General features: G+C 64.9%; 24 protein-coding genes. 6 read left to right on the plus strand and 18 right to left on the minus strand.

What is annotated here, in order from left to right; translation table 11 throughout:
• Positions 1-51: 51 nt before the first annotated feature.
• The 10 genes from S58_RS25760 to S58_RS25805 all read right to left on the minus strand — a co-directional run bounded on the left by S58_RS25760 (position 52) and on the right by S58_RS25805 (position 9,353).
• Entirely contained in the window at positions 52-1,011 is a 960-nt protein-coding gene (locus tag S58_RS25760) for a Gfo/Idh/MocA family oxidoreductase (RefSeq protein WP_015668324.1), read from the minus strand.
• Entirely contained in the window at positions 1,012-1,875 is an 864-nt protein-coding gene (locus tag S58_RS25765; protein ID WP_015668325.1) for a class III extradiol dioxygenase subunit beta, read from the minus strand.
• Positions 1,876-2,265 carry a protocatechuate 4,5-dioxygenase subunit alpha gene (gene ligA, locus S58_RS25770; RefSeq protein WP_015668326.1) on the minus strand — a complete coding sequence of 130 codons (390 nt, stop codon included), beginning with the start codon at positions 2,263-2,265 and terminating at the stop codon, positions 1,876-1,878.
• 11 nt (positions 2,266-2,276) lie between these two features.
• A complete protein-coding gene (locus S58_RS25775; protein WP_015668327.1) occupies positions 2,277-3,191 on the minus strand; it encodes an amidohydrolase family protein in 915 nt (304 codons plus the stop codon).
• Positions 3,192-3,199: 8 nt separating this feature from the next.
• Positions 3,200-4,123, minus strand: coding sequence for a DUF1932 domain-containing protein (locus tag S58_RS25780; protein ID WP_015668328.1), 924 nt, complete (start codon positions 4,121-4,123; stop codon positions 3,200-3,202).
• A 5-nt stretch (positions 4,124-4,128) separates the two neighbouring features.
• Complete coding sequence (gene ligK, locus S58_RS25785) at positions 4,129-4,824, minus strand: 4-carboxy-4-hydroxy-2-oxoadipate aldolase/oxaloacetate decarboxylase (RefSeq protein ID WP_173424438.1); 696 nt, start codon at positions 4,822-4,824, stop codon at positions 4,129-4,131.
• A gap of 16 nt (positions 4,825-4,840) precedes the next feature.
• Positions 4,841-5,866 (minus strand): amidohydrolase family protein, encoded by a 1,026-nt coding sequence (locus S58_RS25790; protein ID WP_015668330.1) that lies wholly within the window; start codon positions 5,864-5,866, stop codon positions 4,841-4,843.
• 49 nt (positions 5,867-5,915) lie between these two features.
• Positions 5,916-7,292, minus strand: a complete 1,377-nt coding sequence (locus S58_RS25795; protein ID WP_015668331.1) for an MFS transporter — start codon at positions 7,290-7,292, stop codon at positions 5,916-5,918.
• Positions 7,293-7,749: 457 nt separating this feature from the next.
• Complete coding sequence (locus S58_RS25800; RefSeq protein WP_015668332.1) at positions 7,750-8,649, minus strand: LysR family transcriptional regulator; 900 nt, start codon at positions 8,647-8,649, stop codon at positions 7,750-7,752.
• Between the two features lie 248 nt (positions 8,650-8,897).
• A complete protein-coding gene (locus tag S58_RS25805) occupies positions 8,898-9,353 on the minus strand; it encodes a TspO/MBR family protein (protein ID WP_015668333.1) in 456 nt (151 codons plus the stop codon).
• A 217-nt stretch (positions 9,354-9,570) separates the two neighbouring features.
• On the opposite strand from S58_RS25805, the gene S58_RS25810 reads away from it, so the two are divergent.
• Together S58_RS25810 and S58_RS25815 are read left to right on the plus strand one after the other, a co-directional pair.
• On the plus strand, positions 9,571-10,530 hold the full coding sequence (locus tag S58_RS25810; protein WP_015668334.1) for an AAA family ATPase: 960 nt from the start codon (positions 9,571-9,573) through the stop codon (positions 10,528-10,530).
• Positions 10,531-10,536: 6 nt separating this feature from the next.
• Positions 10,537-11,910 (plus strand): VWA domain-containing protein, encoded by a 1,374-nt coding sequence (locus tag S58_RS25815; protein ID WP_015668335.1) that lies wholly within the window; start codon positions 10,537-10,539, stop codon positions 11,908-11,910.
• A 414-nt stretch (positions 11,911-12,324) separates the two neighbouring features.
• Here the strand turns inward: S58_RS25815 and S58_RS25820 are convergent, their stop codons facing one another.
• The 4 genes from S58_RS25820 to S58_RS25835 all read right to left on the minus strand — a co-directional run bounded on the left by S58_RS25820 (position 12,325) and on the right by S58_RS25835 (position 16,386).
• Entirely contained in the window at positions 12,325-12,600 is a 276-nt protein-coding gene (locus S58_RS25820) for a hypothetical protein (RefSeq protein ID WP_015668336.1), read from the minus strand.
• Between the two features lie 957 nt (positions 12,601-13,557).
• Positions 13,558-14,004, minus strand: a complete 447-nt coding sequence (locus S58_RS25825) for a RidA family protein (protein WP_015668337.1) — start codon at positions 14,002-14,004, stop codon at positions 13,558-13,560.
• Positions 14,005-14,025: 21 nt separating this feature from the next.
• Complete coding sequence (locus S58_RS25830; RefSeq protein ID WP_015668338.1) at positions 14,026-15,714, minus strand: benzoate-CoA ligase family protein; 1,689 nt, start codon at positions 15,712-15,714, stop codon at positions 14,026-14,028.
• 177 nt (positions 15,715-15,891) lie between these two features.
• On the minus strand, positions 15,892-16,386 hold the full coding sequence (locus S58_RS25835; protein WP_009026164.1) for a MarR family winged helix-turn-helix transcriptional regulator: 495 nt from the start codon (positions 16,384-16,386) through the stop codon (positions 15,892-15,894).
• A 303-nt stretch (positions 16,387-16,689) separates the two neighbouring features.
• Between S58_RS25835 and S58_RS25840 the strand changes: the two genes are divergently transcribed.
• Both S58_RS25840 and S58_RS25845 read left to right on the plus strand, forming a co-directional pair.
• On the plus strand, positions 16,690-17,862 hold the full coding sequence (locus tag S58_RS25840) for an ABC transporter substrate-binding protein (RefSeq protein ID WP_015668339.1): 1,173 nt from the start codon (positions 16,690-16,692) through the stop codon (positions 17,860-17,862).
• Between the two features lie 20 nt (positions 17,863-17,882).
• Positions 17,883-18,341 carry a cupin domain-containing protein gene (locus tag S58_RS25845; RefSeq protein ID WP_015668340.1) on the plus strand — a complete coding sequence of 153 codons (459 nt, stop codon included), beginning with the start codon at positions 17,883-17,885 and terminating at the stop codon, positions 18,339-18,341.
• Positions 18,342-18,465: 124 nt separating this feature from the next.
• Here the strand turns inward: S58_RS25845 and S58_RS25850 are convergent, their stop codons facing one another.
• From S58_RS25850 to S58_RS25865, 4 genes are all read right to left on the minus strand, one after another.
• A complete protein-coding gene (locus S58_RS25850) occupies positions 18,466-19,713 on the minus strand; it encodes a flavin-dependent oxidoreductase (RefSeq protein WP_015668341.1) in 1,248 nt (415 codons plus the stop codon).
• A 54-nt stretch (positions 19,714-19,767) separates the two neighbouring features.
• Positions 19,768-22,116 (minus strand): bifunctional salicylyl-CoA 5-hydroxylase/oxidoreductase, encoded by a 2,349-nt coding sequence (locus S58_RS25855; protein WP_015668342.1) that lies wholly within the window; start codon positions 22,114-22,116, stop codon positions 19,768-19,770.
• 87 nt (positions 22,117-22,203) lie between these two features.
• A complete protein-coding gene (locus tag S58_RS25860) occupies positions 22,204-23,040 on the minus strand; it encodes an enoyl-CoA hydratase family protein (RefSeq protein ID WP_015668343.1) in 837 nt (278 codons plus the stop codon).
• Between the two features lie 42 nt (positions 23,041-23,082).
• Entirely contained in the window at positions 23,083-23,844 is a 762-nt protein-coding gene (locus S58_RS25865; protein WP_015668344.1) for an SDR family NAD(P)-dependent oxidoreductase, read from the minus strand.
• A 170-nt stretch (positions 23,845-24,014) separates the two neighbouring features.
• Here S58_RS25865 and S58_RS25870 point away from each other — a divergent pair, with 170 nt between their 5' ends.
• Both S58_RS25870 and S58_RS25875 read left to right on the plus strand, forming a co-directional pair.
• Positions 24,015-24,845: an alpha/beta fold hydrolase gene (locus tag S58_RS25870; RefSeq protein ID WP_015668345.1), complete on the plus strand. Its 831-nt coding sequence runs from the start codon at positions 24,015-24,017 to the stop codon at positions 24,843-24,845.
• Entirely contained in the window at positions 24,842-26,128 is a 1,287-nt protein-coding gene (locus tag S58_RS25875) for an acyl-CoA dehydrogenase family protein (protein WP_015668346.1), read from the plus strand. Before S58_RS25870 ends, S58_RS25875 begins: the two co-directional genes overlap by 4 nt.
• Positions 26,129-26,130: the final 2 nt, after the last annotated feature.

Raw genomic sequence — 26,130 nt, forward strand, 5'->3', positions numbered from 1 at the left:
CACTTAGACGTGTCCTCCCCGCGCGCCACGCGCGCGAGGAGGACAATTGTCTCAGCCCTTGGCGAGCTGCTCGTCGAGGTCGTGCAGCACCTGGTAGCAGGGCAGCACCTGGGCGACGCTCGCGTTCGGCTCGCGGCCCTCGCGGATCGCGGCGAAGAACTCACGGTCCTGCAGCTCGATGCCGTTCATGGAGACGTCGACCTTCGAGACGTCGATCTTCTCCTCCTTGCCGTTCACCAGATCGTCGTAGCGGGCGATATACGTCCCGGTGTCGCCGATGTAGCGGAAGAAGGTGCCGAGCGGGCCGTCATTGTTGAACGACAGCGACAAGGTGCAGATCGCGCCGTTGGCGGCCTTGAGCTGGATCGACATGTCCATGGCGATGCCGAGATTAGGATGGATCGGTCCCTGCACCGCATTGGCCTTCACGATCGGCGAGCCCGCCTGATAGGCGAACAGGTCCACCGTGTGAGCGGCGTGGTGCCACAACAGATGGTCGGTCCAGCTGCGCGGCTGGCCCAGCGCGTTCATGTTGGTGCGGCGGAAGAAATAGGTCTGCACGTCCATCTGCTGGATGTGGAACTCGCCGGCCTTGATCTTCTTGTGCACGAACTGGTGGCTGGGGTTGAAGCGGCGGGTGTGGCCGCACATCGCAACCAGGCCCGTCTCCTTCTGCAACTCGACGACCTGCTGCGCGTCCTTCAAGGAGTCGGCGAGCGGGATCTCGACCTGCACGTGCTTGCCGGCCTTGAGGCAGTCGATCGCCTGTGCCGCATGCATCTGCGTCGGCGTGCAGAGAATGACCGCGCCGACCTCCGGCAGCTTGAGGCTGTCGGAAAGCTCGGTCGAGACGTGCTTGATGCCGTATTTGTCGGCGACTTCCTTGGTCTGGTCGAAGCGGCGGCCGACCAGCGACACCACCTCGACGCCGTCGATGTTCTTGATGCCGTCGAGATGCTTGATGCCGAAGGCGCCGGCGCCGGCAAGCGCGACCTTGATCGTGTTGGCCATTTAGTTGTTCTCCAGGATCACATGGCCGACAGCGGTGTTGCTGGCCGGCACATGGTAGAAGCGGTGACGCACGGTCGGCGCGTTGCCCTTCTTGGTCTCGTTGACGTCGCTCATGGCGCCGCGCGCGATCAGCCACATCACCAGCTCGATGCCCTCGCTGCCGGCCTCGCGGACGTAGTCGATATGCGGCACCTTGGACAGCCCTTCCGGATCGTTGATCAGCCTGTCCAGGAAGGCGTTGTCCCATTCGCGATTGATCAGGCCGGCGCGCGGGCCCTGCAGCTGGTGGCTCATGCCGCCAGTGCCCCAGATCTGCACGTTGAGCGGCTCGTCATAGCTCTCGATCGCCTTGCGGATCGCCTTGCCCAGCATGAAGCAGCGGCGGCCCGACGGCACCGGATATTGCACGACGTTGACGGCGAACGGGATCACCGGGCACGGCCAGGCATCGACCTGGCCGAAGATCAGGCTCAGCGGCACGGTGAGGCCGTGGTCGACGTCCATCTTGTTGACGATGGTGAGGTCGAAATCGTCCTGGATCACCGACTGCGCGATATGTGCGGCGAGCTTCGGATGCCCGATCACCTTGGGCACCGGGCGCGGGCCCCAGCCCTCGTCGGCAGGCTGATACTCGGCCGCGGTGCCGATCGCGAACGTGGGAATCATGTCCAGGCTGAAGGCGGTCGCGTGGTCGTTGAAGACCAGGAACACGACGTCAGGCTTCTGCTCCTTCTCCCACTGCTTGGCAAAGTCGTAGCCGGCGAACACCGGCTTCCAATAATCCTCACCGGTCTTGCCGAGGTCGAGGGCCGCGCCGATCGCCGGGACGTGCGAGGTGAAAACGCTTGCGGAGATTTTTGCCATTTACTTCTTCTCCCCGGTGTAGCGGTTGCCCTCGACCGAGCGGCCGCCCTTGATCATCATCTCGCGGTACTGGTCTTCGGTCATGCCGGTCATGCTGCCGGCCATCTGCTGAAAACTCTTGCCGTCGGTCGCGCCGATCTTGGCGAGGAAGTAGATGTTGCCGCCGAGCGCAATGCAGCGGTTGAGGTCGCGGTCGAGCACCGCCTGCTTCTGCTCCTCGCTCATCGGCCATTCGTCGAGATAGGCGCGCTCATCGGCCTTGAAGCGGGCGCGGTTCTCCGCCTTCATCAAGGACATGCAGAACTGGTTGAGATGATAGCCCATCCGCGACATGTCGGCGTCGAAGATGGTCGTGCCGGGAACGTCGGTATAGGGTTTGTCGAGCGACATCGCTTCCCTCCTCAGGATTCTTCGGGCCAGTACAGCCGCATCGGATTGTCGACCAGGAGCTTCTGCTGCAGCTCCGCGGTGACGGCAATATGCGGAATGAAATCGACCAGCAGGCCGTCGTCGGGCATGTGGTCCTTGAGATTCGGATGCGGCCAGTCGGTGCCCCACAGCACGCGGTCCGGGAAGGTCTCGACGATGCGCCGCGCGAACGGCACCACGTCGCGATAGGCGTTCTGCTCGCCGTTCAGCGCCGGCGGTCCCTTGACCGACAGACGCTCCGGGCAGCTCACCTTGGACCAGACGTTGCTGTGCTCGCGCATGAACTTCACGAACAGCTCGAACTCCGGGCCGTCGACCGGCTTGTTCACATCAGGACGGCCCATGTGGTCGACCACGACCGTGGTCGGCAGCGCGGTGAAGAAGTCCCACAGCTCCGGCAGATCGACGGCTTCGAAATAGATCACGACATGCCAGCCGAGCTTGTTGATGCGGTTGGCGATCTCGATCAGTTCGTCCTTCGGCGTGAAGTCGACCAGGCGCTTGACGAAGTTGAAGCGGACACCGCGCACGCCGGCATCGTGCATCGCCTTCAGTTCATCATCGGTGACGCTGCGCTTGACGGTGGCGACGCCGCGCGCCTTGCCGCTGGAATGCACGAGCGCATCGACCATGGCGCGGTTGTCGGCGCCGTGGCAGGTCGCCTGCACCACGACGTTGCGGGCGAAGCCGAGATGGTCGCGCAATGCATAGAGCTGCTGCTTGGAGGCGTCGCAGGGCGTGTATTTGCGCTCGGGCGCGTAGGGGAATTCGGCGCCGGGACCGAACACGTGGCAATGCGCATCGACACTGCCGGCCGGCACCTTGAAGCGCGGCTTCGAGGGGCCGTCGTACCAGTCCAGCCATCCCGGGGTCTTCTGGAACTCCATGAGGTTCCCTACTCCTTGGATTTGATCTTGTTGATGATACGATCGGCCTCGGTGCGCCAGTCCAGGCTGCGCGCGAATTCTTTCGTGCCGCGCGTGCCGAACAGGCCGTCATCGGCGAGATCGGCCACCCAGGCCTGGCGCTCGGCGGTGCCCTGCGCCGACCACGGCGTCAGCCCGATGTCACGCACGGTCTCGGCGACTTCCCGAACCTCCTCGGCACGGCGGCGGCCATGCTCGATGACGCGCTGAAAGAAATAGGCACCCTGCTTCTCCCAGTCGATGCCCGGAAAAGTCTCCTTCAGCGAGGCCAGCACGGCGTCCTCGACGCCATAGGCGCGCGCGGTGGTGAAGCTCTCGATGACCATGGCCTCAAGGCCCTTGATCATGATGCTGCGGCACATCTTGGTCGCCGACGCCACACCAAGCTTGTCGCTGACAGGCTTGGCGGCAAAGCCGAGGTCGTTGAGCAGCGGCGCCAGCTCGCGCGCCCCGGCGCCTCCCAGCAGCAGCGGCACCTTGATGCGATACGGCGGCACCGATGTCATGACCGCGCCTTCGACATAGCGCCCGCCGGCGCCGTCGATCAGCGCGGCCGCGCGCTGCTTGGCGCCGGGCGAGGCCGAGTTGAAGTCGAGGAACCAGGTGCCGGCCTTCACCGCAGGCGCGCAGGCCTCCGCCACGGCCACATCCTGGCTGGCGGTGACCGCGGAAACGATGAAGTCGGCCTGCGCCGCGAGCTCGGCATGCGATGCCGTCAGCGTCACGCCGATGCTCTCGGCGTGACTGCGCATCGCGTCGCCTCGGCTATCAGCCAGTTTGACATCATAGGCCGAAACGCGCACGCCATCTTTGCGCAGATCCTCGGCGAGGATCTTACCGACCTCGCCGTAGCCGATCAGCCCGACATGCCATTGGTTAGACGCTGTCGTCATGCCACTCAATCGATGTATTTGAGCCCGGCCTTCGCCAGCGGCTCACGCATCTTGTACATGTCGAGGCCGAGCACGCCCGACGCCAGCTTCTCGCGCTTTTCGGCCTCATTGGCCTCGCGCGCCGCTGCCGCGTCGGCCGCCTGGTGCGCGACCGCGGCCGGCACCACGACGATGCCGTCGACGTCGGCAACGATCACGTCGCCCGGATTGACGGCGACACCGGCGCAGACCACGGGAATATTGACCGAGCCGAGCGTCGCCTTGACCGTGCCGCGGGCGCTGATGGCGCGCGAAAACACCGGGAACTGCATCTCGGTGAGATCGGCAACGTCACGCACGCCGCCGTCGATGACGAGGCCCTGGGCGCCGCGGGCGCGAAAACTGGTGGCGAGGAGATCGCCGAAGAAGCCGTCGGTGTTCTCCACCGTACAGGCGGCGACGACGACGTCGCCGGGCTGGATCTGCTCGGCCGCGACATGCAGCATCCAATTGTCGCCGGGCTGCAGCAGCACGGTGACGGCGGTGCCGCACATCTTCGCCGTCGGATAGATCGGCCTCATGTAGCACTGCATCAGGCCGACCCGACCCATCGCCTCGTGGATGGTGGCGACGCCGAACTTGGACAGCTTCTCCACCGCTGCCTTGTCCGCGCGGGTGATGCCCTTCTTGACGATGCCGAGATTGTTCATGGGTGTGCTCATATCCGCTGTCCCTAAATTACTTGCCCTGAGCCTTCAACGCGGCGTCGAGCCGCGGGAACACGCGCCGCGCATTGCCTTCGTAGATCTGGTGGCGCTGCTCGGGGGTCAGCTTGGCGGCCTCGATGTAGCGCTTGGTATCGTCGTAGTAGAAGCCGGTCTCGGGATCGATCCCTCTGACAGCACCGATCATCTCGCTCGCGAACAGGATGTTGTCGATCGGGATCACGCCGGTCAGCAGGTCGATGCCGGGCTGATGATAGACGCAGGTATCGAAGAAGATGTTGTTGAGCAGGTGATCCTTCAACAGCGGCTTCTTCATCTCCTGGGCGAGACCCCGGAACCGGCCCCAGTGATACGGCACGGCGCCGCCGCCATGCGGGATCAGGAACTTCAGGGTCGGGAAGTCCTTGAACAGGTCCGAGGTCAGGCACTGCATGAACGCCGTGGTGTCGGCGTTGAGATAATGCGCGCCGGTGGTGTGGAAACAGGCGTTGCAGCTGGTCGAGACGTGGATCATCGCGGGGATGTCGAGCTCGACCATCTTCTCGTAGATCGGATACCAGTGCCGATCCGACAGCGGCGGCGAGGTCCAGTGGCCGCCCGAGGGATCCGGGTTGAGATTGATGCCGACGAAGCCGTACTCCTTGATGCACTTCTCGAGTTCGGGAATGCAGGTCTTGGGGTCGACGCCCGGCGACTGCGGCAGCATCGCGACGCCGATGAAATTGTCCGGGAACAGCTGGCTGACGCGGTAGCACAGCTCGTTGCAGATGCCGGCCCAGGTCGAGGACACCTGGAAGTCGCCGATGTGGTGCGCCATGAAGCTCGCGCGCGGCGAGAACACGGTGAGGTCGCTGCCGCGTTCCTTCATCTTCTTGAGCTGGTTGCTCTCGATGCTCTCGCGCAGCTCGTCGTCGCTGATCTTGAGTTCGGACACCTTCGGCATCACGGAAGGATCCTTGATGCCCGCGATCTGCCGGTTGCGCCACTCTTCCAGCGCCTTCGGGGCCGTCGTGTAATGGCCGTGCACGTCGATGATCACGTCAGTCTCTCCCTCGAAAATTGCTCTCGTTCCGGCCGCTGCGAACCGTTCAATGCGCCACCACGGCGGAGCCGACATCCTTGCCGCTGGCGCGGCCCGTCGGTCCCACGGCCTGCTTTACCACAAGGGCGAGCGCTGCGATCAAGCCGGGAACCGCGATCACGGTGAAAATCTCGCTGAAGGTCAGGTGCCGCGCGGTCAGCTCGGCGACCAGGAAGGAGCCGGCAATACCGCCGAAGCGGCCAATGCCCATCATCCAGGCCACGCCGGTGGCCCGACCCTGGGTCGGATAGAACGCCGCGGCCAGCGCCGGCAGCGACGACTGTGCCGTGTTCATGACCACGCCGGCGACGAACACGATCACCACCAGGAAGCCGATGTTGCCGACCGCCTGCCCGATCAGGAAGATCGTCACCGCGGTCAGGGCATAGCCGACCGCGACGATACGGTTGGCGTTGAACCGGTCCATGAGGAAGCCGAAGAACACCGCGCCGACGCCGCCGAGCGGAAACAGCGCCGAAATCAGCGTGGCCGTCTGCGGGTTGAGCCCGACATCCTTGAACAGGATCGGCATCCAATTGATCAGCGAATAGAAGATCACCAGGCCCATGAAATAGGTGACCCACAGCATCAGCGAGCCGATGCGCAGCACAGGCGACAGCACCATGCCGATGCCGGTGGCATTGACGCGGCGGGTGGTCTCGGCGTGCTCCGGCTCGAGCATCACGAACTGGCCGACCTCAGAGGCCGCAGCCGAGATCCTGCGCATCACCTTGCGGACACGTTCGACGCTCGCACCGCGCGACAGCAAATAGTGCACCGACTCCGGCAGGATCGCGATCAGCAGCACGGTCAGCACCAGCGGCGTGACGCCGCCGAGCACCAGCACGCTGCGCCAGCCCCATTGCGGGATCATCCAGGCCGCGAGGAAGCCTCCGAGTGCAGCACCCAAGGGGAAGCCGCAGAACATCAGATTGGTCATCGTCGCGCGCAGCCGGCCCGGGCAGTACTCGCTGAGCAGGGTCACCGCGTTGGGCATGGCGGCGCCGAGGCCGATTCCGGTGACACAACGCAGCACGGTGAGCTCGGTCAGGTTGGTCGCGAACGCCGATGCCAGACAGGCGATGCCGAAGATCATGACAGAGCCGACCAGCACGACCTTGCGGCCGAGACGGTCGGCGATCGGCCCTGCGAACAGCGCGCCTCCGGCGAGGCCGAACAGCGCCGCGCTCAGCACAGGGCCCAGCGCCGATTTCTCGATCCCCCACTCCTTCAGCAGCGACGGCGCGATGAAGCCGATCGCCGCGGTGTCGAAGCCATCAAGAAGAACGATGACGAAGCCGAGCGCGAAGATCAGCCATTGGAACGCGGAGAACTTGTGGTCGTCGAGAAAGGCCTGGACATCGACACGGGCGGTCGTTGGCATCGCTTCTGCTTTCCTTGGGGTGCTGTTCTGGCTCGTTGACCGAGGTCCGCAGGGGCACGTTCCCAAAGCGATCGAGTCCTGCAGCTTCGGCGGCTTGACAGGGTATGTGACCGAGCGAAGCAGCCCGCACCAGCGCCGGGCGGCATCTATCAGCTATTCCGAAATGGCATAAGATATCAGATGAGCCATGCTGATTTTAGAATGGGTCTCGACAATCTCCGTTGCCAGCTTCTGCCCACATGGACGCCGCAGCTTCCACCCTCCCCTGGAGGGCCCTGGAGGGGGAGGGTCGGCTTACGGAGCGCGAAGCGAGCCGTGAGGCGGGGTGGGGTGATCTTTCCGCTGGCACCGGTGCACGTAGAGAGATCACCCCACCCCGCTCGCCCGCTTCGCGCGCGAGCGACCCTCCCCCTCCAGGGGAGGGTGACACTGCCCGAGCCGAATCGGCATAGCCAAACTAGCGCGGCAATTTCTTGATCAGCGCCGTCGCCAGCTTCATGGTCTGCTGCGCCAGCGGCGTCGGCCGCTTGTGCGCTGAGGTCACGAAGCACAGCACGCTGGTCGGGGCCGGCTCGGTCAGCGGCCGGATGGAAAGCTCCCCCGCCCGCCCGGACGCCGCCACGCCGCTCGGCGTCAGCACCGCGTGGCCGTAGCCGGCGCAGACGAGGTCGATGATCGAGGGCACGCTCGACACCTCCCAGGCGATGTCGAGCCTGATGCCGGCGAGCGCCGCCTGCGTCTCCAGCAGGCGCCGCATCGCATGGACTCGCTCCGGCATGATCAACTTGTAGCGCGACAGCTCGGCCATCGGCAGCGGCGCGGTGACACGGCGCTTGCCCTTCGGTGCATGGCTGACCAGTGCGAGCGGCTCCTGCAGCACCGGCGTGATCTCGATGCCGGCCTGCGCTTCGGGATTGTAGACCATGCCGACGTCGATGCGGCCGCTGGTGATCCATTCGACGACATGCGTCGACAGGCCCTCGACGACCGCGAGCCGCGCCGCGGGAAACTCCTTGCGGAAGCGCTCGATCAGCGGCAGCGTCAGCTGGCGAGCGATGCTCGGCGGCAGGCCGATGGTGACGCGGCCGACCGGCGCGTCACGGCTGGCGCCGAGATCCTCACGCGCATGCGCCACCAGTTGCAGCACGCCTACGCTGTGATCGAGGAGCCGCTTGCCGGCCTCGGTCAGCGCCACGCCGCGGCCGTTGCGCGCGAACAGCTGCTGCTTCAGCTCGGATTCCAGCGCCCGCACCTGCCGCGACAGCGCCGGCTGCGCCACGTCGAGCACGGATGCCGCCTTGCTGAACGAGCCGAGCTCGGCGACCTGCACGAAATATTCGAGCTGCTTGAGGTTCATGGGTGGGGGGCTCGGATGTCGGCCGCGACTTTGCCCAGCCGCCCGCCCCACCCCAAACTGTCGTCCCTGCGAACGCAGGGACCAATAACCACAGGCCCTGATTGTTGAACGAGAAAGGCGACTCCGAGTCCTTTTCGACAATCGGCCGTCCGCGGTATGGGTCCCTGCGTTCGCAGGGACGACAGCGGAGGAGTTGGCGGCAGCATGCCGGATCGTCTACAGCTTCGCTCCATCACCGCCGCCTCATCTCAATTCAGTACGTTCACCGCAAGATTCAGCACCGACGCAAACCCCACCCAGCACGCATAGGGCACGAACAGCAGCGCTGCGATGCGGTCCTCGCGCCATTGCATCACGATGAAGGCCATGATCAGCACGAACATGCTGACGATGATCACAAGCGCCAGCCACATCAGGTGCGCGGTGAAGAACACCGGCGACCAGGCGAAGTTCAGCACCAGCTGGCCCCACCATACCTGCATCACGGCACCGCTCTCGACGCGCTCATAGGTGCGCCAGCCGGCGATTGCGACGAGGATGTAGATCACGGTCCAGGCGATCGGAAACAGCCAGTTCGGGGGCGTGAACGGCGGCTTGTTCAGCGAGCCGTACCAGGCTCCCGGCAGGTTCGACGCGCCGATGATCCAGCCGCCTCCGACGACGAGGACCAGCAGGACGAGGAGATGCAGGATGGATCGGTTCATATTCCGCTCGGCGTGATTTACAGGGTCCGTCCGTTGGCGGCCGGCAGCCATGCGCCCCGGGCAACCTCGCACGCACTGGACAAGGGTGTCCCGGGCGCGTAGCCAGGACATAACACAACGCCAACAAAAGTCAGGGTTTTCGCCTGACAATCACGTCAAGGGACCGGAACGTCGATCACGTCAGCTCCGGGTCCCGCAATCGATCGGAGCGCAATCCGTGGCTGATCCGCAGGCCCCCTCTTCAGCCGTCGCCGCCATCGAGGCCGTCGAAGCCGGCCTTGCGGCGCAGGGCTATATCGCCAGCCGCCAGATCGCGACCGCGGTGTACCTGTCGCAGGCCATCGACAAGCCGATTTTGGTCGAAGGCCCGGCCGGCGTCGGCAAGACCGAGCTGGCCAAGGCGATCGCGGCCTGGCGCGGCCTGAAGATGATCCGGCTGCAATGCTACGAGGGCCTCGACGAGGCCAAGGCGCTGTACGAGTGGAAATACGCCAAGCAGCTGCTCTACACCCAGATCCTGAAGGACAAGCTCGGCGAGGTGCTCGGCGGCGCGCAGACGCTGCACGCGGCGCTCGACCAGCTGCACGATTTCGGCGACGTGTTCTTCTCCAAGGAGTTCGTCGAGCCGCGGCCGCTGCTGCAGGCGCTGCTGGAGCCGCAAGGCTGCGTCCTCCTGATCGATGAGATCGACAAGTCCGACGCCGAGTTCGAATCGCTGCTGCTCGAGATCCTCTCCGATTTCCAGGTCACCATCCCCGAACTCGGCAGCATCGCCGCCGCGAAAGCGCCGACGGTGATCCTGACCTCCAACTCCGAGCGCAATCTCGGCGACGCCCTGAAGCGGCGCTGCCTGCATCTGCATATCGGCTTTCCCGAGCAGAAGCTGGAGGAGCGCATCGTCGAGAGCCGCGTCGCCGGCATCTCGCAGACCTTGCGCCGGCAGCTCGTCGCCTTCATCCACGACGTCAGGACGCTCGATCTGAAGAAGCAGCCGTCCGTCAGCGAGACCATCGACTGGGCGCGCGTGCTGGTGCTGCTGCAGGCCGCCGAGCTCGGCCATGAGGTGGTCAAGGACACGCTCAACGTGCTGCTCAAATACGAGTCCGACATCGAGGTGGCGCTGCCGCAGGTGACGAGTTTCGTCGCCAAGGCGCAGCGCCAGAACATTTTTGGTTGAACCCGCATGCAGGAGAACCTGCACCGCTTCTTTCGCGCCGCGCGGGGCGCCGGGGTGCACGTCTCGCCCGCCGAGAGCATCGACGCGATGCGCGCGGTGGCGAGCGTTGGCGTCGCCGACCGCACGGTGCTGCGCGACAGCCTGCTGCTGACGCTGGCCAAGAGCGAGGATGAGAAGAAGGCGCTCGGCGCCTGCTTCGACCTGTTCTTCGCGCATGTCGATCCCGCGCAAGCGCAGGCCGAAGAGGCCGCGCAACGGGACGCGACGCAGGATCAGGTGCCCGCAGCGCCGCAACCGGCGCAGCCGCCCGGCGAGCAGGCGACCGCCGAGCTCGGCCCGCTCGCCCGGATGCTGCTGGCACAGAGCACCACCGATATCTCCGCTGCGATCGCCAACGCGTCGAGCGCGGTCGGCCTGTCGGAAATCCGCTATTTCACCCAGCGCGGCCTGTTCTCCAGCCGCATGCTGGAGGCGATGGGCATCCAGCGGCTGCGCGACGATCTCGACACGCTGACCGAGAGCAATCCGGCTCACGCCGAGCGGCTGCAGGCCGCGCTCGACGGCCTGCGCGAGACGGTGCGCGATGCGGTTGCACAGGCGCTGGCGCTGTACGGCCGTGAGGAGACCGAAAATTTGCGCCACGAGATCCTGCGCAATGCGCAGCTGTCGCGCATCGAGCCACGCCAGGTCGCGGCGATGCGGGCGCTGATCCGGCAGATCGCGCGGCGTCTGCGCGAGCGCTACAGCAAGCCGCGCAAGCGCCAGCGCCGCGGCCATCTCGACGTGCGCCGCACGATCAGGCGGAACGCGGCCTGGGGCAGCGTCCCCTTCCTGACGGCGTGGAAGCGACGGCATCGTGACCGGCCGAAGATCGTGGCGCTGTGCGACGTCTCCGGCTCGGTTGCCCGGGTGTCGGACTTCTTCCTGCTGCTGATCCACAGCCTGCACGACGTCGTCAGCGACGTCCGGTCGTTCGCCTTCTCCGGCCACCTGATCGAGGTCAGCGAGATCCTCGAGACGAAGTCGGCCGAGGAGGCCATGGCGGAGATCATGGACAAGGTCGGCTTCGGCTCATCCGACTACGGCGCGTCGCTGGTCGATTTCGAGCGCCAGTTCATGGCGTCGGTGACGCCGCAGACCACCGTGATCGTGCTCGGCGACGCCCGCAGCAACAAGCTCGACCCGCGCGCCGACATCCTGAAGCAGATCTCCGAACGCGCCAAGCGCGTGGTCTGGCTCAACCCCGAAGGACGCATGACCTGGGGCTGGGGCGATTCCGAGATGCCGCGCTACCAGACCTTCTGCAACGTAGTCCGCCCCTGCGCGACCGCGCAGCAGCTGGAGCGCGCGATCGGTGATATCGTGGCGGCGTATCAGTAAAGCGAGATATCGCCACCAGCGACGGATCTCTCCGCCGTCATTGCGAGCGAAGCGAAGCAATCCAGGGCCAAAGACAAGATTCTGGATTGCTTCGTCGCTGCGCTCCTCGCAATGACGTGGTCAAAGCACGTCCCGTTGGAGGGCTAGGCGGACTGTGCGATACAGCGCCCTCTCCCCTTGTGGGAGAAGGTAGCTCCGGCCTGTCCACGTACGCAATTGGGTGAGGGGTATCTCTCCGCGAATGATGCTCGCGGAGAGATACCTCTCACCCCACCGAGCTTGCCGCACCTTCCGAGATGCCCTCTCCCACAAGGGGAGAGGGCGCTTTCATATGCACCGCGCCGGATCTTCCGACGTTCAAGCGCTACGGTGACGATTAAGGTTTCTGCACGGCTACACAGAAGGCCGCTGGCTCTACCGTCCCCCCGCCGCGCGCTTCAGCAGCGCCGCGCGCTGCGGATCGGTGAAGCTCACGCCCGACTTCTTCTCGACGACCTTGATAGCCCACGATCGCAGCGGATCGTCGTCGACGCGTGCCGGCTCCCGCAGCATGCCCACGCTCATTTCAAGCAACTTGGCATCCGCTGGATGCTCAATGGCTCCGCCGCCATAGCTCAGGACGACGAACGCACCGACCGCAGCCCCGACACACGCCGCAATTGCGGTCAACACGACCAGCTTCCAATCCACGATATGCCCCCTACTCACATGCGCCACGTCGCTGCCACGCTCGAACAGATTTTTGGCTGCGGCATGGCGATCTCACGCCTTTCGTTCGACGGCGCACGTTCGTGCCGCCCCAATTCGGAGCCTGCCAGGCATCTCAAGTCGCGATAGCTACTCCATGTCGCGAGACCGACACGTGCCGATCGCTTTGTGTGAGCTCTGTGTGATTGCCCGTCGCATGACCCATGTCGCAGCAATCGGAGCTTGCGCCCGACGGGCAAATCAATTGCGCGATTTGTCGGGATCGTTCGCTCTCCGCAGCCATGCCAGACGCAAAAAGCGCGTGCGGGTGAAAACTAATTTGTTGCGCCATCTCAACGTGATCTGTCGCATCACGCCTTCAATGTCGAAAGTTTCACTTTCGTTTTTCCAGAATCCGTGTCACTCCTCCACCCATCCCGCCTCAACGAGAGGGGCGTTCGCGCGGTCGTCACGAGACGCGAGGCGGGGAGGCGGTGGACGTGTCGGGTTGCAGCGTGGCTTGGTCTGCGCGGACGAACAACATCGATGCGGACGTGAAGTCGTGTGGTCCTGGCCTCCCGATGCCGAGGTCAAGCCTGCAGTTGATGCGAGAGCACCAGCGCGGGCGATGGGGGCAACAAAGCCGGTCCCCAGGGAGAGCACGAAGCAAGCGTTAAAACCATCGCGCAGGGAAGGCTGGGCTCATCCGGCTGCACCTGTGGTTCCTGCCCCGTGCTTTTTGTTCGCACGGGGGCCATGGGCGTCAGCCGACGCCCGGTCTTCCCTGCGCCCTCGATTTTTGGGGGTAAACGATCAGCACAGCTCGGGCGCATCAGCGCCGCGAGAAGGAGACGGCGTGTGTGCGTTTCCCCATTGTCCTCCCGTTCACGCGAAGCCCGGAGGGCGCGAGGGACCTTCGCAAAATCGAAGCCAGTCGAGGCGCCGTCCTGGACGCGGCGTTCAGCGAGGCACGACCGCTGTGGCCTCGATCTCCACCCGCGCCGCCTTCTCGACCAGCCGCACCACCTGCAACAGCGCCATCGCCGGATAGTGAGCGCCGAAGATCTCGCGATAGATCTTCCCGAGTTCCTTCAGATTCCCGAGATACTCGTCCATGTCGACGACGTACCAGGTCAGCCGCACCAGATGCTCCGGCCGGGCGTTGCCCTCGGCCAGAATCGCGGCGATGTTCTCCAGCGCCTGCCGGACCTGGGCGACGAATCCATCGGCGAGCTTCTCATTTGCGTCCCAGCCGATCACGCCGCCGGTGACGACGATGCGCCCTTCCCCGCTGATGCCGTTGGCATAGCCTTTCGGCATCGGCCAGCCGCTCGGCTGCAGCACGCGCAGACCCGCCGCGTCATCCGGATTCACCACGGCGAGCGTGGGCGCTTTGGTCGTGCTCACGAACGTCTCTCCCTGTCTGTCCTAGGCTGCCGCGCCGGACGGCGCGGCGGCAGCTTGCGCGATCTGCCGCAGGGCGAACCGCTTCAGCTTGCCGGTCTCGGTCTTGGGCAGCTGCGTCACGAACTCGATCGCGCGCGGATATTTGTACGGCGCGATCTCGCGTTTGACATGTTCCTGCAACTCGGTCACGAGCGCCGGGGTGCCCTCCGCGCCCGCCGCCAGCACGACGTAGGCCTTCACGACCATGCCACGGGCCTCGTCGGGAGCGCCGACTACGCCGCATTCGGCAACGGCCGGATGCGTCAGCAGCGCCGCCTCGACGTCGGTGCCGGCGATGTTGTAGCCGGAGGACACGATCATGTCGTCCGACCGCGACTGGTACCAGAAGTAGCCGTCCTCATCCATGACGTAGGTGTCGCCGGTGACGTTCCAGCCGTTCTGAACATATTTGCGCTGGCGCTCGTCTGCCAGATAGCGGCAGCCGGTCGGCCCGCGCACCGCGAGCCGCCCCATCGTACCCGGCGGCAAATCGCGGCCGTCATCGTCGACGATCTTGGCCTCATAGCCCGGCACCGGCTTGCCCGTGGCGCCCGGACGGATCTCATCCTCGACGGCGCTGATGAAGATGTGCAGCATCTCCGTCGAGCCGATGCCGTCCATCAATTTCAACCCCGTGGCCTTGAGCCAGGCGTCGAAGGTCGGCTTCGGCAGGGTCTCTCCGGCCGAGACGCATTTGCGCAGCGAGGAAATGTCGCGCCCGTCGAGCTTGCCGATCATGGCCCGGTAGGCTGTCGGCGCGGTGAAACAGACGGTCGCCTTATAGCGCTCGATGGCGGCCAGCATGTCGTCCGGCGTCGTCTTTTCGAGCACGACATAGGACGCGCCGATATGCATCGGAAACAGCACGCCGCCGAAGCCGAAGGTGAAGGCGAGCGGCGCCGAGCCGATGAAGCGATCGCTCTGGTCGGCACGCAGCACGTTGCGGGCATAGCCGTCGCAGACCGCGAGCATGTCGCGGTGGAAATGCATCGTGCCTTTCGGATCACCCGTCGTGCCGGAGGTGAAGGCGATCAGGCAGAGATCATCGGAGGCGGTATCGACGGCCGTGAAGCCGGGGCTTGCGTCGGCGATCAGCGCTTCCAGCGCGTCGGGCTGGCCGTTGCCCCAGTACACCACCTGCTTCAGCGCCGGCGCGACCGCGCGGGTTTTTTCCATCTCGTCGGCCAGCTTGCCGTCGCACAGCGCCAGTGCGATCTGCGCCTTCTGGATCGGATAGGACAGTTCCTTCGCGCGCAACAGCGGCATGGTGGCGACGACGATGCCGCCGGCCTTGATGACGGCGAGATAGGTCGCGACCATCATCGGATTGTTGGCGGAGCGCAGCAGCACGCGGCCGCCGGGCACCAGGCCGAGCTTGTCGACGAGCACATTGGCAATCTTGTTCACCAACGTCTGCAGCTCGCGATAGGTGGAGCTGACCTCGGTACTGATGATGCAGGGCGCATCGCCGTGCCCTTCCGCGACCCAGCGATCGACGAAATGCGTGACGCAGTTGAGCCGCGGCGGATACTGGAATTCAGGCCGGCTGAAGACGAAATCGGGCCACAGCTCGCGCGGCGGCAGGTGATCCTGCGCGAACGTATCAACGTGGGCGCTATGCGCCGCTGCGTTGGTGCTCTCCGGCTGCTGGGCCTTGGCGGCAGTGGCCATCACACGCTCCTGTCTGAAGGGAAGAACGCCCGGCACGTTTCAGTCCTAAACATTTTAGACTTAAAACATTCGGACGCAAGAGCGGAAGAGAGCCGAAGATTGTGCACTGCCCGCAAATTGTTTGAGCGTTTGCTGTGCGCGATAGCTGGGTGGCCCGACCGGTGCGCCCCCCTCGCCTCAATCCTGCCGGCGCTGCACGGCCTTCTGCGCCGATCCCTTGGTCTTGGCCAGCAGGCGCATCAACTCGCGCACATCCTTTTCGGTCAGCTCGCCGAAGATGTCCGCGATCCAGGTCTCGTGCTCGGCCGCCATCTTGCGAAACTCGGCACGGCCGAGCTTGGTCAGCCGGATCACCTGGACCCGGCGGTCGGTGTCGGAGGTGCGGCGATCGAGATGGCCGGATTCGACCAGGCGCTCGACCAGCCCGGTCACGTTGCCGTTCGACACCATCATGCGCTTGGAAACGTCGGACAGCGTCATGCCGTCAGGCGCCTTGTCGAGCTGCGCCATCAGGTCGAAACGCGGCAGGGTGACATCGAAGCGCTCGCGCAGCCGGCCGCGGATCTCGCCCTCGATCAGCGTCGTGCAGGTGAGCAGCCGCAGCCACAGCCGCAGCTCATCGGCGTGGTCTTCGGGCAGCTCGACGGCCTTGGTCTCGGAATCAAGAGTCATGACGGAATCACTTGCGCAACGTTCAGCCACCTCGGGCGAGGCCCGCGAGTGTGGCCTTCAGGAGCTTCCGGGAGCAAGGAAAAACGTACCTTCGTCCAGCGTAGAACGAGGCGCGGCAACTTCCTTTAACCTTCAAGCAATTGGCGCGGCGCTTGCATGAGGCCGAAACTGCCCTTTCCGCAAGCGGCTCGCTTGCGGCTGAGGGCGTGATCGGACTAGGCTTGAGACCAAGCTGCGGTCTGACCCATCATTCGGTCAGGTGAAAAACATAAACCTGAATTTCCGCATCCCGGGGGAGTTGTCATGAAAGTGAGTTCGAAGCTGGCCGGTCTTGGCGTGATCGCCTGTGTGATGGCGCAGCCGGCGCTGGCCGCCGACAAGATCAAGATCGGCGTCATCGTCACCCTGTCAGGGCCAGCCGCCGCGCTCGGCGGGCAGGTCCGGGACGGCTTCAATCTCGCGATCAAGGACCTCGGCGGCAAGATGGGCGGCCGCGAGGTCGAGGTGGTCGTCGCCGACGACGAGTTGAAGCCGGATGCTGCGATCACTAAGGTCAAGGGCCTGCTCGAGCGCGACAAGGTCGACTTCGTCGTCGGACCGATCTTCTCCAACATGTTGCAGGCGATCCATCGCCCGGTCACCGAGAACAAGACCTTCCTGATCAGCCCGAATGCCGGCCCTTCCAGCTATGCCGGCAAGGAGTGCAGCCCGTTCTTCTACGTGACCTCCTACCAGAACGACCAGGTGCATGCGATCCTCGGCAAGGTCGCGCAGGATCGCGGCTACAAGCGGATGTACCTGCTGGTGCCGAACTATCAGGCGGGACGCGATTCCGTCGCGGGCTTCAAGCTCGACTACAAGGGCGAGATCGTCGAGGAATCCTACGTTCCGCTCAACACGCTCGACTTCCAGCCCGAGCTGTCCAAGATCTCCTCGCAGAAGCCCGACGCCGTGTTCACCTTCATGCCGGGCGGCATGGGCGTGAACCTCGTGAAGCAGTTCAAGCAGGCGGGCCTCGCCGACACCATCCCGGTGCTGTCGGCCTTCACCGTCGATGAATCCACCCTGCCCGCGCAGCAGGACGCCGCGGTCGGCATGTTCGGCGGCGCCGACTGGGCACCCAATCTCGACAATCCGCAAAGCAAGAAGTTCGTCGCCGGCTATGAAGCCGCCTACAACAGCGTGCCCGGCACCTACGCCATGCAGGCCTATGACGCTGCGCTCCTGATCGACAGCGCCGTGAAGGCGGTCGGCGGCGATCTCGCCAACAAGGACGCGGTGGCCGGCGCATTGAAGAAGGCCGACTTCACCTCGCTGCGCGGCGGCTTCAAGTTCAACACCAACGGCTATCCGATCCAGGACTTCTATTTGACCAAGGTCGCCAAGCGCCCTGACGGCAAATTCCAGACCGAGATCGTGCAGAAGGTGTTCGAGAGCTACGGCGATCGCTACGCCAAGGACTGCGTGGCCAAGTAACGACAGGGAGCGAAACCAACATGAACCATCCGGAAATTGCCGGCATCACCCGGGCCAATGAGGGCATCCAGGGCATCTCCTGGAACATCCTCGGCCAGGTCTACGTGCCGAAGAGCCGCACCGAGCACAGCTTCTCCTGGCATGCGACGTTCCCGGTCGGCACCTTCGTGCCGCCACACATCCATCCTGACCAGGACGAGTATCTCTACATCCTCGAAGGCCGGCTCGACTTCTTCCTCGACGGCGCCGAGGAATATGCGACCGCCGGCGATACGGTGCGGCTGCCGATGGGCAAGCCGCACGGCATCTTCAACAAGTCGCAGCAGACCGCGAAGACGCTGTTCTGGGTGTCGCCGACGCGCCGCCTCTACGACCTGTTCTGGGCGATCCACAACATGCGCGAGCAGAACCCCGACGACGTCGTCAAGCTCGCCGCCGAGCACAACATCCACTTCCTGCCCCCGCCTCCGGGGGCATAGGTCAGATCAACCCTGGGCTTACGAGCCATCGCGCGGCAAACGGTGCGCTCCCTCTCCCCGTTCTTCACGGGGAGAGGGCTGTGGGGCGAGGGGCAGCCGCGCGAACGGTGCTCTTGAGCCTACGCTACGAAGCCTGCCGCGTGACCATCCGCGCGGCAAAGCCGGCCCGGCTCGCATAGCCGCGCACGATGCCCTCGCGGGCCTCGTAGTTGAGGATGGTGTTGATGTCCGTAAAACCCTGCGGGGCAAGCTGCTCGACCGCATCGATCACGCCCTCGGGGCCGCCACGGCGGTTGGCGGCAACGATGTCGGCAGTCATCGGCAGCCGCTTCTGCTCGTAGGTCATCAGCGCCTGGCGGGGGTGCTCGGAACGAACAAGCGCATCGGCCAGAGCACGCGCGTCGAGAATGGCCTGCGAGGCGCCATTGGAGCCGACCGGATACATCGGGTGGGCAGCGTCGCCCAGCAAGGTGACGCGGCCGCTCGACCAATACGGCAGCGGATCGCGGTCGCAGCAGGGATACTCCCAGAACTCCGGAGTCGCGCGCACCATGGCGGCGAAGTCGACCTGGGGAATGGAGAAGCCGTTGACGTGCGGCATCAGTTCGTCGGCCTTGCCGAGCCGCGACCAGTCCTCGCGCCGCGGCGGCGTGGTGTTGGCATCGCCGATCCGCACCAGCACGGCCCAATTGGTGAGGCGGCTCGCCGGGCTCGACCCCTCCGCAATCGGGTAGATCACGGCCTTGGCGTTGAGACCGCCGGCGATGATCATCGACTGCCCGGTCAGGAACACCGGCCAATCGGTGGCGCCGCGCCACAGCATCAGACCGTTCCAGCACGGTGCGCCCTCATTGGGGAACAGCGTCTGCCGGACCTTGGAATGGATGCCGTCGGCGCCGATCAGGACGTCGCCACGGACAGTGTGGACATGAGCACCCGTGCGGTCGAAGAAGTAAGCGGTGACCCCACCCTCGTCCTGGGTGAACGATCCGAGCCGGCAGCCTGTATGGACCTTCTCCGGTCCGAGCCGCTCCATCACTGCCTGATGGATCACGCTCTGCAGCCGGCCGCGATGGATCGAGAATTGCGGCACGTCGTGGCCGGCGTCCAGACCGCGTGTCTCGTGCCAGACCTCCTGGCCGCGCCGGGTCAGATAGAACAGCTCGGAGGTGCGGATCGCAACCTGATCGAGCCGGTCGAGCAGCCCGAGCTGGGCGAGTTCGCGGATCGCGTGCGGCAGGGTGTTGATGCCGACACCGAGTTCGCGGATCGTATCCGCCTGCTCGAACAGCTCGCAATCGATGCCTCGCGCCCGCAGCATCAGGGCCGTGGTCAAACCGCCGATACCGCCGCCAACGATGATCGCCTTCATCGCGCCCTACTCCACTCACACCGGACGTTCCGGACAACAGCGTGGCACGGAGCCTTACTCCGCCGCAAGCGGCTTCGCAGCCTCGGCCTTCAGCTCCGCCCGCGTTTTCGGTTTAGCCTTAATCTTCAGCTCCTCGAAGTCCTGCCGATCGCGCACGCTGTTGCGGAAGATCTGCTCCTTGCCCGGCAGATATTGCGGCGGACAGAACGTGTCGGCGCCATACCAGGCGGCAGCCTTCATGGTGAAGGAGGGATCGACCAGATGCGGGCGGCCGAGCGCGACGAGATCGGCGCGGCCGGCAGCGAGGATCGTGTTGACCTGATCGGCCGACGTGATGTTGCCGACGCACATGGTCGCGACACGGGCCTCGTTGCGGACCTGATCGGAAAACGGCGTCTGAAACATGCGGCCATAAATCGGCTGCGCCTCGCGCACGGTCTGGCCGGTCGAGACGTCGACGAGATCGACGCCCGCCTCGGCGAAGGCGCGGGCGATCAGCACTGCATCGTCGCCGGTGATGCCACCCTCGGCCCAGTCGGTCGCGGAGATGCGCACCGACATCGGCTTATGCCCCGGCCACGCCGCGCGCATCGCGGCGAACACTTCGAGCGGGAAGCGCAGCCGGTTCTCCAGCGCGCCACCATATTCGTCGGTGCGCTTGTTGGTCAGCGGCGAGATGAAGCTCGCCAGCAGATAGCCATGGGCGCAATGCAGCTCGAGCATGTCGAAGCCGCAACGTTCGCCGCGCGCGGTTGCAGCGACGAAGTCGGCCTTGATGCGGTCCATTGCCGCGCGATCAAGCTCGCGCGGCACCCGGCTATCAGGGAAATACGGCAGTGGCGATGCCGACACGACATCCCAGCCGCCCTGCTCCAGCGGACGATCCATGCCGTCCCACATCAGCCTGGTCGCGCCCTTGCGTCCGGCGTGGCCGAGCTGCAGCACGAACTTGGCTTGCGAGTTGGCGTGAACGAAATCTACGATGCGCTTCCAGGCGGCTTCCTGCGCGTCGTTCCACAGGCCGGCACAGCCCGGCGTGATGCGGGCGTCGCGGCTGACACAGATCATCTCGCTGAAAAGAAGACCTGCGCCACCGATCGCGCGCGAGCCGTAATGCACGAGGTGGAAGTCGCCGGGCACCCCTTCCTCGGCCGAGTACATGCACATCGGCGACAGCACCGTGCGGTTCGCGATCGTCATCTCGCGCAGCTTGAGCGGCTGGAACATCGGCGCGACAGGCTGATCGACATCGACGTCGAAACCCCTGGCACGAACCTGTCGCGCGAAAGCCTTGTCGACCTCCGCCACGAAATCCGGCGCGCGCAAGGTGAGATTGTCGTAGGTGATCGCCTTCGAGCGCGTCATGACGCCGAAGGCGAACTGCACCGGATCGAAATCCCAGAACCGGTCGAGATGCTCGAACCAGACCAGCGACACGTCGGCCGCATGCTGGGTCTTCTCGACCTCCTCGCGACGGCCATGCTCGTACAGATCGAGTGCGGCAGCAATGTCGGGCGCGCGCTGCATCGCGTCTGCGAGCGCGATGGCGTCCTCCATGGCGAGCTTGGTGCCGGAGCCGATCGAGAAATGCGCGGTCGACTTGGCGTCGCCGAGCAGCACCATGTTACCCTTGACCCAGCGCCTGTTGCGGATCATCGGGAAATTGCGCCACATCGAGCGGTTGATCAGCAGCGGATGGTCGCCGAGAAACCAGCCGAAGATCTCTTTCATCCGGTCGGCGGATTGCCGCTCGTCCAACCCGGTCAGGCCAGCGCGCGCGAACGTCTCGGGATCAGTCTCGAAGATCCAGGTCGAATGCCCCGCCTCATACTGATAGGCGTGGGCGATGAAGGGACCCCATTCCGTCTCCTGGAAGATGAAGGTGAAGGCATCGAGCGGCTTGGTCGATCCCATCCAGGCGAACTTGTTGGCGCGCAGGTCGACCTCGGGCTGGAAATGGTCGACATGCTTCTCGCGAAAGCGGCTGTTGATGCCATCGGACAGCAGGACGAGATCGGCATCCGCGAACAGCGCTTCGTTGTCGATATCGACCTCGAACTGCAAGGTGACGCCGAGCTCGCGCGCGCGCTCCTGCAGGATCGTCAGCAGCGTGCGGCGCGAGCAACCGCAGAAGCCGTTGCCGCCGACCCGATGCACCGTGCCGCGGAAGTGGACGGCGATGTCATCCCAGTAGGCGAACTCCTGGGTGATACGCTGGTAGCTCGGAAGGTCGTATTTCTCGAAATTGTCGAGCGTGGCGTCGGAGAACACCACGCCGAAGCCGAACGTATCGTCGGCGCGGTTGCGTTCGTAGACCGCGATGTCGGCGCTCGGCCGCTGCTTCTTGAGCAATATCGCCGCGTAGAGACCGGCGGGTCCGCCGCCAATGATCGCGATCTTCATGAGCGCCTCCGCAAGGGTGCCGAGCCAACGGAAATTATTTTAAACCTAAAATATATCCTGGCAAGCCCCTTCGGTTCCTTCTTCCAGTCAATTGCCCCGGAAGACCGGCTTGGACTTCGCGGCAAAGGCCTCGAACGCGCGGTTGAAATCCTCTGTTGTCATGCACAAGGCCTGGGCAACTGCCTCGGCCTCGATCGCCTCCTCGACCGACATCGCCCATTCCATCGCCAGCATGCGCTTTGTCATGGTGTTTGCGAAGGTCGGTCCGTTCGCGATCTCGGTCGCCAGGACCACCGCCTGCGCCAGCACCTCGCTTGGCGCGACAATGCGGCTGAAGAAGCCCCAGCGCTCACCCTCGTCCGCGCTCATGAAGCGGCCGGTATAGAGCAACTCGGAAGCGCGGGACTGACCGATGATGCGCGGCAGGATCGCGCACGCGCCCATGTCGCAGCCGGCGAGACCGACCTTGTTGAACAGGAACGCCACCTTGGCGCCCGTCGCGGCCAGCCGGATGTCGGAGGCCATGGCGACAATGGCGCCAGCGCCGGCACAGATGCCCTCCACGGCGGCGACGATCGGCTGCGGACAGGCGCGCATCGCCTTGACGAGATCGCCGGTCATTCGGGTGAAGGCGGTGAGGCCCTTGGTGTCCATCTTGACCAGGGGCCCAATGATCTCGAACACGTCGCCGCCGGACGAAAAATTGCCGCCGGCCCCGCTTACGACGATCACCTTGACGTCGTCATCGAAGGCGCAGGCGCGGAAGAAATCAGTCAGCTCACGATAGCTCTCGAACGTCAGAGGGTTCTTCCGCTCGGGCCGGTTCAAGGTCACCGTCGCAACGCGGTCCTTGACCGTCAGCAGGAAATGGCTGGGCTTGTAGTCCGCCAGCGGCACGGTGACGGGATTGGCCGGTCTCGACATGATAGTTCCCTCTCTTCGACTGTTCTGATTGGCCGTTGCGGCTCAAACCTCGCCGCCGGCCACCGCGATCGCCTGCCCCGTGATCGCACCCGCACCGGTGCCGCACAGCCACAGCACGGTGTCTGCCACCTCCTGCGGTGCGATCAAGCGCCCCTGCGGATTGTGCTTGGCGAGTTCGGCAACGGCCTGCTCGCGGCTGCGTCCGGTCTTCTTCATGATGTTGTCGACGCTGTCGGCAACAAGATCGGTGTCGGTGAACCCGGGGCATACCGCGTTCACCGTGACGCACGTCGTGGCCAACTCGAGAGCGAGCGAGCGCGTGAGACCGACGACGGCATGTTTCGCGGCCGTGTAGGCGCTGACATAGGGATAGCCCTTGAGGCCGGCGGTGGACGCCACCGTGACGATCCGGCCGTAAGGTCTGCCCTTCATGGCCGGCAGTACCGCCTGCACGGCATGCACGACGCCCATGAAATTGATGTCCATCATGCGGCGGAACAGCGCGGCATCGGACTTGAGGAAGGGCGCGGATTCCGCGCTTCCGGCATTGGCGACGAGAATGTCGATCGGCTGCCGTGCGGCTGCGTCATCAACTGCGGCATCGAGCGCGTCCCGATCGGCGACGTCGGCAATCGCGGCATGATCGGCGCAGCCTTGCGCGACGGCTTCATCGAGCGTTGCGCCGTTGCGGCCGACGATCGTTACGGTTGCGCCCGCGAGCTTCAAGGCCCGCGCGATCTCGCGGCCAATGCCGCGGCCGCCGCCAGTGACCATCGCGTGCGCTGCTGCAGGCAGTCCCGACATCCGTGCGCCTCCTCGTCCCTTGCGACACCGTCGCAATCTCCAAGTTATTTTAAACTTCAAATTTTTGCAACAACGCGCCCGAAGCGGCTTGACACCCGGCCTGTCGCGGCTAGCGTTCATGAGCCTCGCGCGAGCAACGTTGCCGTTGGAGGCACACCTCGGAGGTCTGCGTGCCTGCTTCGCAAATCCTGACCACGACGGACGGCCGCTTCGGCTATGAAGCAGCCGGCGAGCCGCGGCGGCAGACCATCGTCTTCCTGCACGGCATCGGCGGTGCGGCGCTCGCATGGCGCGGCCAGCTCGAACATTTCGGTGAGCACTATCATGCGGTCGCCTGGGACATGCCTGGCTATGGTCGATCCGCTCGGCTCGATAGCATCAGCATCACCACACTTGCGGACGCGCTTCAGGACTTCCTGATCCAGATCGATGCCCATGCCCCGATCGTGGTCGGTCATTCCATCGGCGGGATGATCGTGCAGGAGTGGCTGATGACCCACCGACAATCTGCAGCCGCCGTGGTGCTGGCACAAACGAGTCCGGCGTTCGGCAAGAGCGACGGCGACTGGCAGAAATCCTTCATCGAAGCTCGCCTCGGCCCGCTGGACCGCGGCGCGACGATGGCATCATTGGCACCCGATCTGGTCAGGGAACTGGTCGGCGATGATCCCGATCCTGCGGGTCTTGCGCTTGCGACGGCGTGCATGGCGGGCGTGCCCGAAGCGAGCTATCGCGCCAGCATGCTGGCCCTACTCGGCTTCGACCGGCGACAGGCCTTGAAGGAGATCAAGGTGCCGACCTTGGTCCTCTCGGGCTCGAAAGATCGCAACGCGCCGGCGCCGATGATGGAGAAGATGGCGAGCTTCATCCCCGGGGCTGACTATGTGGAGCTTCAGGGCGCCGGGCATCTCGTCAATCTCGAGCGCCCTGAAGAGTTCAACGCGGCGCTCGCGTTCTTTCTGAAAACGCATGCAACGACAGCCGCTGTGGAGGCATCATGACCATTCAGGTCCAGAAGACGGCAACCGCTGCAGGTCAGGCGCTCGATGCGCCGATGTTCGACCGCGGGGCCTACAGGCTCACGGCCGAGCAGGCCGACATCATCACCCGCGCCAGAGAAATCGGCCAGAGCGTGCTCGCGGGCCGCGCCGCGGGCTATGACCGCGATGCGATTTTTCCGACCGAGAACTACAAGGATTTGCACCGCGCGGGGCTGCTCGGCATCTCCGTTCCCAAAGCCCAGGGCGGTCTCGGCGCCGGCTACCAGACCTATGCACTGGCCGCTGCCGAGATCGGCCGCTATTGCGGCGCGACCGCGCTGACCTGGAACATGCACGTCTGCTCAACCCTGTGGTCGGGCCCGCTCGCCGACGATCTCGACATGGATGAGGAGATGCGGGCGGCGCATGAGCGCCGGCGCGCCATCCACTACAAGCGGATCATCGACGACGGCGCGATCTACTCGCAGCCGTTCTCGGAGGGCGGCGCGGCCGCGGCGGGCGGCGTCGCCTTCGGCACGGAGGCGAAGCCGGTGAAGGGTGGCTGGCTGATCAACGGCAAGAAGATCTTCGCATCGCTTGCGGGACATGCGGACTATTACGGCGTGCTGTGCACGGAGGTCAGCGAGGGCGAGAAGGCATCCCGCCGCAACACGCTCTACCTTGCTGTGCCGGCGAAAACCGAGGGTGTGTCGGTGGTCGGTGACTGGGACCCGCTGGGCATGCGCGGCACGGTCTCGCGCACGCTGCTGTTCAAGGATGTCTTCGTCGAGGAGGACGCGGCCCTGATGCCGCGCGGCGTCTACTTCCAGGCGGCGATGCGGTGGCCGCACATGTTCATGACGTTGTCGCCGACCTATATGGGCCTGGCGCAGGCCGCCTATGATTTCACGCTCAAATATCTGCGCGGAGAGGTGCCGGGCATGCCGCCGGTCAAGCGGCGGATGTATCCGACCAAGCAGATCGCCGTGGCGCAGATGCAGATCAAGCTGGAGCAGATCAAGGGCATCTGGTTCCAGGCCGTCACCGAGGCTCGCGCCAATCCCAGCAAGGAGCAGGTGCTGCGCGCCTATGCGGCGCAGTACTCGGTGATGGAGGGCGCCAATGAGCTCGCGGCGCTCGCCATCCGCACCTGCGGCGGCCAGTCGATGCTGAAGACGTTGCCGCTGGAGCGGATCTATCGCGACAGCCGCTGCGGTTCGTTGATGCTGCCCTGGACCGCCGAGCTTTGCCTGGACCGCATCGGCCGCGAGGCGCTGTACGAGCCCGGCGAGACGGACGACTGAGC

The sequence above is a fragment of the Bradyrhizobium oligotrophicum S58 genome (assembly GCF_000344805.1).
Lineage (GTDB): Bacteria > Pseudomonadota > Alphaproteobacteria > Rhizobiales > Xanthobacteraceae > Bradyrhizobium > Bradyrhizobium oligotrophicum.

Excerpts from the sequence above, each read along its gene's own strand:
- S58_RS25760 (WP_015668324.1), bottom strand. The coding sequence starts at position 1,011 with ATGGCCAACACGATCAAGGTCGCGCTTGCCGGCGCCGGCGCCTTCGGC.
- S58_RS25765 (WP_015668325.1), bottom strand. The coding sequence starts at position 1,875 with ATGGCAAAAATCTCCGCAAGCGTTTTCACCTCGCACGTCCCGGCGATC.
- ligA (WP_015668326.1), bottom strand. The coding sequence starts at position 2,265 with ATGTCGCTCGACAAACCCTATACCGACGTTCCCGGCACGACCATCTTC.
- S58_RS25775 (WP_015668327.1), bottom strand. The coding sequence starts at position 3,191 with ATGGAGTTCCAGAAGACCCCGGGATGGCTGGACTGGTACGACGGCCCC.
- S58_RS25780 (WP_015668328.1), bottom strand. The coding sequence starts at position 4,123 with ATGACGACAGCGTCTAACCAATGGCATGTCGGGCTGATCGGCTACGGC.
- ligK (WP_173424438.1), bottom strand. The coding sequence starts at position 4,824 with ATGAGCACACCCATGAACAATCTCGGCATCGTCAAGAAGGGCATCACC.
- S58_RS25795 (WP_015668331.1), bottom strand. The coding sequence starts at position 7,292 with ATGCCAACGACCGCCCGTGTCGATGTCCAGGCCTTTCTCGACGACCAC.
- S58_RS25800 (WP_015668332.1), bottom strand. The coding sequence starts at position 8,649 with ATGAACCTCAAGCAGCTCGAATATTTCGTGCAGGTCGCCGAGCTCGGC.
- S58_RS25805 (WP_015668333.1), bottom strand. The coding sequence starts at position 9,353 with ATGAACCGATCCATCCTGCATCTCCTCGTCCTGCTGGTCCTCGTCGTC.
- S58_RS25815 (WP_015668335.1), top strand. The coding sequence starts at position 10,537 with ATGCAGGAGAACCTGCACCGCTTCTTTCGCGCCGCGCGGGGCGCCGGG.
- S58_RS25830 (WP_015668338.1), bottom strand. The coding sequence starts at position 15,714 with ATGGCCACTGCCGCCAAGGCCCAGCAGCCGGAGAGCACCAACGCAGCG.
- S58_RS25835 (WP_009026164.1), bottom strand. The coding sequence starts at position 16,386 with ATGACTCTTGATTCCGAGACCAAGGCCGTCGAGCTGCCCGAAGACCAC.
- S58_RS25840 (WP_015668339.1), top strand. The coding sequence starts at position 16,690 with ATGAAAGTGAGTTCGAAGCTGGCCGGTCTTGGCGTGATCGCCTGTGTG.
- S58_RS25845 (WP_015668340.1), top strand. The coding sequence starts at position 17,883 with ATGAACCATCCGGAAATTGCCGGCATCACCCGGGCCAATGAGGGCATC.
- S58_RS25850 (WP_015668341.1), bottom strand. The coding sequence starts at position 19,713 with ATGAAGGCGATCATCGTTGGCGGCGGTATCGGCGGTTTGACCACGGCC.
- S58_RS25855 (WP_015668342.1), bottom strand. The coding sequence starts at position 22,116 with ATGAAGATCGCGATCATTGGCGGCGGACCCGCCGGTCTCTACGCGGCG.
- S58_RS25860 (WP_015668343.1), bottom strand. The coding sequence starts at position 23,040 with ATGTCGAGACCGGCCAATCCCGTCACCGTGCCGCTGGCGGACTACAAG.
- S58_RS25865 (WP_015668344.1), bottom strand. The coding sequence starts at position 23,844 with ATGTCGGGACTGCCTGCAGCAGCGCACGCGATGGTCACTGGCGGCGGC.
- S58_RS25875 (WP_015668346.1), top strand. The coding sequence starts at position 24,842 with ATGACCATTCAGGTCCAGAAGACGGCAACCGCTGCAGGTCAGGCGCTC.